Raw genomic sequence first — 7,737 nt, forward strand, 5'->3', positions numbered from 1 at the left:
CCGGCAGGAAGGCAAGGAACGCACCGCACGCCTCCCGCTCCCCATGGACCGCGGAAAAAAGATGGAACCCCCCGGCCCCCCCCCCCCCCCCCCCCCCCCCCCCCCGCCCCGGTTCGTCCGCCGTCCTACAGGCCCGCGAACGCCGCCTCGATGATGTCCAGACCCTCGTTGAGCAGGTCCTCGCCGATGACCAGCGGCGGCAGGAAACGCAGCACGTTGCCGTACGTACCGGTCGTCAGCACCAGCAGGCCCTCCTGGTGGCACGCCTTGGCGAGCGCGCCGGTCGCCTCCGGGTTGGGCTCCTTGGAACCGGACTTGACCAGCTCGATCGCGATCATCGCGCCGCGGCCGCGAACCTCGCCGATGATGTCGAACTTCTCCGCCATCGCCCCCAGGCGTGCCTTCATGACCTCGCCGATCCGGCGCGCCTTGGCGTTCAGGTCCAGCTCGCGCATCGTCTCGATCGCGCCGAGCGCCGCGGCGCAGGCCACCGGGTTACCGCCGTAGGTGCCGCCCAGACCGCCCGCGTGCGCGGCGTCCATGATCTCGGCGCGGCCGGTGACGGCGGCCAGCGGCAGACCGCCCGCGATGCCCTTGGCCGTCGTGATGAGGTCCGGGACGATGTTCTCGTCCTCGCACGCGAACCACTGGCCGGTGCGGCAGAAGCCGGACTGGATCTCGTCGGCGACGAAGACGATGCCGTTCTCCTTCGCGAAGTTCGCGATGGCGGGCAGGAAGCCCTTGGCCGGCTCGATGAAGCCGCCCTCGCCCAGGAGCGGCTCGATGATGATCGCCGCGACGTTGTCCGCGCCGATCTGCTTGGTGATCTGCGAGATGGCCTGCTCGGCGGCCTCCTGCGCGCAGTTCTCCGGGCCGGTCAGCCAGCGGTAGGGGTAGGCCACCGGCACGCGGTAGACCTCCGGCGCGAACGGGCCGAAGCCGTTCTTGTACGGCATGTTCTTCGACGTCAGGGCCATCGTCAGGTTCGTCCGGCCGTGGTAGCCGTGGTCGAAGACGACGACCGCCTGGCGCTTGGTGTACGCGCGGGCCACCTTGACGGCGTTCTCCACGGCCTCGGCGCCGGAGTTGAACAGCGCGGACTTCTTGGCGTGGTCACCGGGGGTCAGCTCGGCGAGCTGCTCGCAGACCTCGATGTACGGCTCGTACGGCGTGACCATCACACAGGTGTGGGTGAAGTCGGCGAGCTGCGCGGTGGCGCGGCGCACCACGGCCTCGGCGCTGTTGCCGACCGAGGTGACCGCGATGCCGGAGCCGAAGTCGATCAGGGAGTTGCCGTCCACGTCCTGGAGGATTCCGCCGCCCGCGCGCTTGGCGAAGACGGGCAGGACGGCCCCGACACCGGCTGCCACCGTGGCCTGCTTGCGGGCCCACAGCTCCTGCGACTTCGGGCCGGGGATCGCGGTGACGACGCGACGCTCCTGGGGGAGGGCGGGGCCTCCGGACAGTTCGGTCATGGCAGTCTCCTGGGGGTGGAACAGACACGTGAAGATGAGTTGTCCTCGCAGGCTAGGGGCGGCCGGCCGGGTCTGGCATGTTCCGTTCGGGAGAAGTGCGCGTGTTGCGTTGTCCGCACCGGACATAGCGGCGGCGCGCGGCCAGTAGATTGAACGGCGGCGCCGCAGCGCAAGATCACGGCTGAAGAGCACGGCTTCACGGCTCAAGGGGGACAAGGGCACCCGATGGACACCGAGGGCACGCACGACGCACCGCACACCGCTTCCCCGCCACCGGACGGGGCGGGCCGGCCCGAACCCACCGTGCCGCACCCCGCCGCACCGACCCGGCCGCCGGCCACCGGGCGGCACGCCACGCCGGACGCCACGGCGGGGTCCGCCCCGGCCGCCCCGCCACCGCCCGCCGCGCCGCCCGCGATGCCCGCCACGCCCCCCGCCGGCGCCGCCGCCGAACCGCCGCTGCTGGGATGGCTGCGGACCCCGCGCCCGGCCGCCGCCCCCGGCATCTGGACGTACGGCCACCGGCCCCGGCCCGCCGAGGAGCCCGACCGGGTGCCCGCCCGGCAACTGGTCAGCGGTGCGGTGATCTCCTTCCTGTGCGGCTGGCTGCTGTGGTCGCTGCTGTGGAACAACTACCTCGGCAGCTACTGGATGTGGCCGCTGCTGCTGCTCACACCGGACTCCTGGCGCGCGCCCGGCGGCGACCACATGGTCTTCGTCTGGGCCACCTACCTCTACTACGGGCTGTTCCTGGCCCTGCTCGCCGTCGTCTTCGGCCGCCTCGGCCGCTGGCCCGAACTCGTCCGCCGCTGCGCGGCCCCCCTCCTGCGCCGCCTGCGCGACCGCGCCCCCACCGCCGCCCCCGCGCCCGCCGCGGACCGCGCGCAGTGGCCCGAGCTGCGCGCCGGCGGCGCCCACGACGCGGCCGACAAGCTGGCCGCCGAGGCCCGCGCCGGCCGGATGAACGACGTGGACGTCGCCAGGATCGAACGGGCCTGGCAGTCCGTGCGGGCCGGCAAGAACTCCCTCGCCTCCTTCACCGACACCGTGCTGCGCCACGGCGCGGCGGCCTGCGCGCACCCCTCGGGACGGCGCGACCTGGTCCGCAGGACCGCCCGCCACGACCTGCTGGCCCGCCAGGTCCGCATCGGTACGGCCGCCGACCACCCGCGCAACCCCTACCGGCACCGCGGTGCCGGATGCGCCCTGGAGCCGGGCGTCCTGGGCACCTCGCTGCTCGCCGTCGGACCCTCCGGCAGCGGAAAGACCACCCGGGTCGTCAAGCCGGTGGTGGAGTCGATGTGCCTCCAGGCGCTCGCCGGACAGGGCGCGGTCGTCGCCGTCGGCCCCGCCGGCGCCGACCTCGGGCCGGCCGACGCCTTCGACGTCGTCGTCACGATCGGCCGCCCCGACCCGCGGTGCGACCTCGACCTCTACGGCGGCACCACCGACCCGGACGAGGCCGCCGGAATCCTGGCCGAGGCGCTCGTCGGCGACCTCGCCGAGCAGCTTCCCGGCGGCGACAGCCGCCGCGCCGCGACCGCGCTCGCCCAACTGCTCGGCCCCTTCCGGGCCGCCCACGACCGCTTCCCCGCCGTCCCCGAACTGCGCGAACTCCTCGACGGCGCGCCCACCGCGCTGACCGCGCTGCGCGGCGCCCTGGAGGACGCCGGCGCCCACACCCTGCTGCGCGAACTCGACGCCCGCGCCCGGCAGTCGGAGCGGGCCGGCGATGTCGGAGTGCTGCTCGCCGACCGCATCGCGCTGCTCGACCGGCCCGCCTTCGCCGGCTACTTCGACCCCACCGGCCGCACCAAGCAGGTCTCCCTGCGCGCCCTGGACCACCCGCTGCGGGTCCGTATCGAGCTGCCCGAGCGCGGCCACGCCGAGGCGTCGCGCATCCTGGCGCGGCTGGTCCTGGCGCAGTTCACCGAGTGCGCCGTGGCCCGCACCGACCGTTCGCTGTTCGCCTGCCTGGTGCTCGACGAGGCCGCGCACACCATCACCGCCGAGGCGCTGCGCGGCCTCCAGCGGCTGCGCTCGGCGAACGCCGGCGCGGTGCTGACCCTGCGCTCGCTGGACGACGTGCCCGACGCGCTGCGCAGCGCCCTGCTGGGGGCGGTCGGCTGCCGGATGGCGTTCGCGGGCGTGACGACGTGGGACGGGGCGCGGTTCGCCGAGGTGTGGGGCAAGGAGTGGGTCGAGACCCGCGATGTGACGGATCGTCAGGTCATCGCGGAGGGCGCCGCGATGAAGGCGTTCCACGTCTTCCGCCACCTCGTCACCGGCAAGGCCGCCACCGCCAAGGCCGTCACCGTCCGCACCGTCGAACGCGAACGCTGGTCGGCCTCCGACCTCGCCAACTCCGTCCCGGCCGGTCACGCGGTGCTGTCGGTGACCTCCGTACAGGGCGAACACGCGCCTCCGGTGCTGGTGGATCTGCGGGACTGAGGGGCTGAGGGGCTGACGGGGCTGAGGGGCTCGGCGGGCCGCCGGAGCGCCTCCGGGCGAAGCCGCCCGGAGGGTGTCCCCGAAACCCGCCACTGAGGCACAATCGGGAGTAGTCGTTCGTACGCGACGGCGAAAAGTCACCCGGCACCCGCCGCCCCGCGCCCCTCCCGCACCGACGTCGCAACCGAAGGTCCCATGCCGCACACCCTCGCTTCCCTGGTCAACCACACCGCGCTCAAGCTGACCGTGCTCGCGGGCGAGGGACGGCTCGATGTTCCGGTGCGCTGGGCGCACGCCAGCGAGCTGATCGACCCGGTGCCCTACATGGAGGGCGGCGAGCTGCTGCTCATCACCGCGCTGAAGCTGGACGCGGAGGACGCCGAGGCCACCCGCCGGTACGTGCGGCGGGTCGCCGGGGCCGGCGTCGTCGGGCTGGGCTTCGCGGTCGGCGTCAACTACGAGGAGGCTCCGGCCGCCCTGGTCGAGGCGGCCCGGCAGGAGAACCTCCCGCTGCTGGGGGTGCCCCGCCGGACGCCGTTCATCGCGATCAGCAAGGCCGTCTCGGCGGCCGTCGCCGCCGACCAGTACCGCGCGGTGACCGCCGGTTTCGAGGCGCAGCGGGAGCTGACCCGGGCCGCGCTCAGCGCCGAGGGCCCCGCCGAGCTGCTGGCCCGGCTGGCCGCGCACCTCAACGGCTGGGCCGCCCTGTACGACGCCTCGGGCGCCGTGGTGGCCGCCGCCCCCGACTGGGCGGCCCGCCGCGCCGCCCGCCTCGCCGACGACGTCGGCCGGCTGCGCGAGCGCCCCGCCCCCGCCAGCTCCGTCGTCAGCGACACCGACGGCGACGACCGCGTCGAACTGCAGTCGCTGGGCACCGGCCGCCGGGCCCGCGGCGTCCTCGCGGTCGGCACCGGCGCCCCGCTGGGCACGGCGGAGCGCTACGCCGTGCACTCCGCCGTCGCGCTGCTCACCCTGACCACCGAACGCTCCCGGGCCCTCCAGGACGCCGAGCAGCGGCTGGGCGCCGCGGTGCTGAAGATGCTGCTCGCCGGCGAGCCGGACCACGCGCGGGCGGTCGCCGGCCGGCTCTACGGCGGGCTGCTGGACGCCCCGTTCCGGGTGGTGGTCGCCGAGCCCGTCGCCGGCGACGACGACGGCGCGGCGCCGGCCGCCCCCGGCGCGTCCCCCGCCGTCCTGGACGCGCTCGCCGACGCCATGGACTCCGCCGCCGCCAGGACCGGCGAGGCGGTGCTCGCCGTCCCGGACGGCAGCCGCCTGATCGCGCTGGTCGCGGACGGCGGTGCGGCCGCCGACGCCTGCGCGGAGTTCGCCGCGGCGGCCGAGGCCCGCTTCGGGGAGCGGCCGCGGCCCCGGGGCCGCGCCGCCCGGGCCGAGGCCGGCCGCGGCGCCGGCGGACTCGCCGCCGGACTGTCCGCGCCGACCGGCCCGACGGCCGCCGCCACCGCCTACCGCCAGGCCGAACAGGCCCTGTCCGTCGCCCGCCGGCGCGGCCGCGCCCTGGTCGAGCACGAGGACGTGGCGGCCGGCTCCGTCCTGCCGCTGCTCGCCGACGACGCCGTCCGCGCCTTCGCCGACGGACTGCTGCGCGCCCTGCGCGAGCACGACGCGACCGGCCGCGGCGACCTGGTGGCGTCGCTGCGCGCCTGGCTGTCCCGGCACGGCCAGTGGGACGCCGCCGCCGCCGACCTGGGCGTCCACCGCCACACCCTGCGCTACCGCATGCGGCGCGTGGAGGAGATCCTGGGCCGCTCGCTGGACGACGCGGACGTGCGGATGGAACTGTGGCTGGCCCTGAAGGCGACCTCGGCGCCGCAGGACGAATGAGCGCCGGGCCGGACGAGCGGGACGAGGGGGACGACCGGGACGGGTGAGCCGTACGGCCGCGCGAGGAGCCGCCGGGTACGCCGCAGACCCCGCGCACCCGCCCCGCCCCTCCACACCGGAGAGACGCGCCGCGGCATTACGCCGCTTCGGACAAACGCCACAACGCCGCCGCACCCCTACGGTGGGACAGAGCCGAGCGCATCCGACAACGCCACGCATTGACAGGCGGCGCCGCTCCCAGAGCAGAGCCATGCGCACCACCCACCACTTCGGAAGGGCCGGGATCCACTGTGCCGATCCACACTGATGCAGCCCCCACCGCCTTTTGGCTCGCCGGCCGCAAGGCCACCGGCGAGGCCACCTTCGATGTCACCTCCCCCTGGGACGGACGTCTCGTCGGCACGGTGAGCGTCCCCACCGAGGAGCAGGTCGAGGAGGCCGTCGCCGCCTCCGTCGCCGTCCAGGCCGAGTTCGCCGCGACCCCCGCCCACGTGCGGGCCGCCGCCCTGGACCACGTACAGCGCCGTCTGGTGGAGCGCACCGAGGAGATCGCCCGGCTGATCTCCGCCGAGAACGGCAAGCCCATGAAGTGGGCGCGCGGCGAGGTCGGCCGTGCCGTGTCCGTGTTCCGCTTCGCGGCCGAGGAGGCCCGCCGCTTCAACGGCGGCGACGCGCAGCGCCTGGACACCGACGCGGGCGGCGCCGGCCGGCTCGCGCTGACCCGCCGCTTCCCGCGCGGCACGGTCCTGGGCATCGCGCCGTTCAACTTCCCGCTGAACCTCTGCGCCCACAAGATCGCCCCGGCCATCGCGGCCGGCGCCCCGATCCTGCTCAAGCCGGCCCCGGCCACCCCGCTGTCCGGCCTGATCCTCGGCGAGCTGCTCTCCGAGACCGACCTGCCGGCCGGCTCCTGGTCGATCCTGCCGGTCCCCAACGACCGGATGGAGGCCCTCGTCCAGGACGAGCGCCTGCCCGTCGTCTCCTTCACCGGCTCCGAGAAGGTCGGCTACGCCATCCTGGACTCGGTGCCCCGCAAGCACTGCACCCTGGAGCTCGGCGGCAACGGCGCGGCCGTCGTCCTCGCCGACTTCTCCTCCGAGGCGGACCTGGACTGGGCGGCGCAGCGCATCGCCACCTTCTCCAACTACCAGGGCGGCCAGTCCTGCATCTCCGTCCAGCGGGTGATCGCCGACGCCACCGTCTACGACCGCCTGATCCCCAAGATCGTCGCGGCCGTCGAGGCGCAGGTCACCGGCGACCCCTCCGACGACGCCACCGAGGTCGGCCCGCTGGTCAGCGAGGACGCCGCCAAGCGCGTCGAGACGTGGGTGGACGAGGCCGTCCAGCGCGGCGCGCAACTGCTCGCCGGCGGCAAGCGGGACGGCGCCTCCTACGCCCCGACCGTGCTCGCCGACGTGCCCGCCGACACCACCCTCGCCTGCGAGGAGGTCTTCGGCCCGGTGCTGACCGTCACCAAGGCCGACGGCGAGAAGGAGGCGTTCGACGCCGTCAACGACTCCAAGTACGGCCTCCAGGCGGGCGTGTTCACCCACGACCTGCAGACCGCCTTCCGCGCCCACCGCGCGCTGGAGGTCGGCGGCGTGATCATCGGCGATGTGCCGTCCTACCGCGCCGACCAGATGCCCTACGGCGGCGTCAAGCAGTCGGGCGTGGGCCGCGAGGGCGTGCGCTTCGCCATGGACGACTACACCTACGAGCGGGTCCTGGTCCTGACCGGCCTGGACCTGTGACCGGCGGTTCGTAACCGCCCGCGGCGAAACCACCCGACCGGCCTGGACAGGTGGACAGCGGCGGCCTGCCCCGAGGCCGCCCGCCGTCCAGGCCCCGGCCGGCACGCCCCCCCGGCGCCGGCCCCGGGGGGGGGGGGGGGGGGGGGGGGGGGGGGGGGGGGGTGGGGGGGGGGTGGGGGGGGGGTGGGGGGGGGGGGAGGGGGGGGGGGGGGGGT

Annotated in this window: 4 protein-coding genes; 3 read left to right on the forward strand and 1 reads right to left on the reverse strand. The window is 75.3% G+C overall.

Annotated elements, in window-relative coordinates; translation table 11 throughout:
• Positions 1-125: 125 nt before the first annotated feature.
• Positions 126-1,475, reverse strand: a complete 1,350-nt coding sequence (gene gabT / locus ACZ45Z_RS14635; protein WP_468361607.1) for a 4-aminobutyrate--2-oxoglutarate transaminase — start codon at positions 1,473-1,475, stop codon at positions 126-128.
• A gap of 225 nt (positions 1,476-1,700) precedes the next feature.
• Here gabT and ACZ45Z_RS14640 point away from each other — a divergent pair, with 225 nt between their 5' ends.
• The 3 genes from ACZ45Z_RS14640 to ACZ45Z_RS14650 all read left to right on the forward strand — a co-directional run bounded on the left by ACZ45Z_RS14640 (position 1,701) and on the right by ACZ45Z_RS14650 (position 7,522).
• Positions 1,701-3,926: an ATP-binding protein gene (locus tag ACZ45Z_RS14640; RefSeq protein ID WP_468361610.1), complete on the forward strand. Its 2,226-nt coding sequence runs from the start codon at positions 1,701-1,703 to the stop codon at positions 3,924-3,926.
• Positions 3,927-4,121: 195 nt separating this feature from the next.
• Positions 4,122-5,771, forward strand: coding sequence for a PucR family transcriptional regulator (locus tag ACZ45Z_RS14645; protein ID WP_468361613.1), 1,650 nt, complete (start codon positions 4,122-4,124; stop codon positions 5,769-5,771).
• A 290-nt stretch (positions 5,772-6,061) separates the two neighbouring features.
• A complete protein-coding gene (locus tag ACZ45Z_RS14650) occupies positions 6,062-7,522 on the forward strand; it encodes an aldehyde dehydrogenase family protein (protein WP_468361616.1) in 1,461 nt (486 codons plus the stop codon).
• Positions 7,523-7,737: the final 215 nt, after the last annotated feature.

This window comes from Streptomyces sp. NPDC031210, from assembly GCF_055570395.1.

Coding starts and splice junctions, on each gene's coding strand:
- ACZ45Z_RS14645 (WP_468361613.1), top strand. CDS start 4,122: ATGCCGCACACCCTCGCTTCCCTGGTCAACCACACCGCGCTCAAGCTG.
- gabT (WP_468361607.1), bottom strand. CDS start 1,475: ATGACCGAACTGTCCGGAGGCCCCGCCCTCCCCCAGGAGCGTCGCGTC.
- ACZ45Z_RS14640 (WP_468361610.1), top strand. CDS start 1,701: ATGGACACCGAGGGCACGCACGACGCACCGCACACCGCTTCCCCGCCA.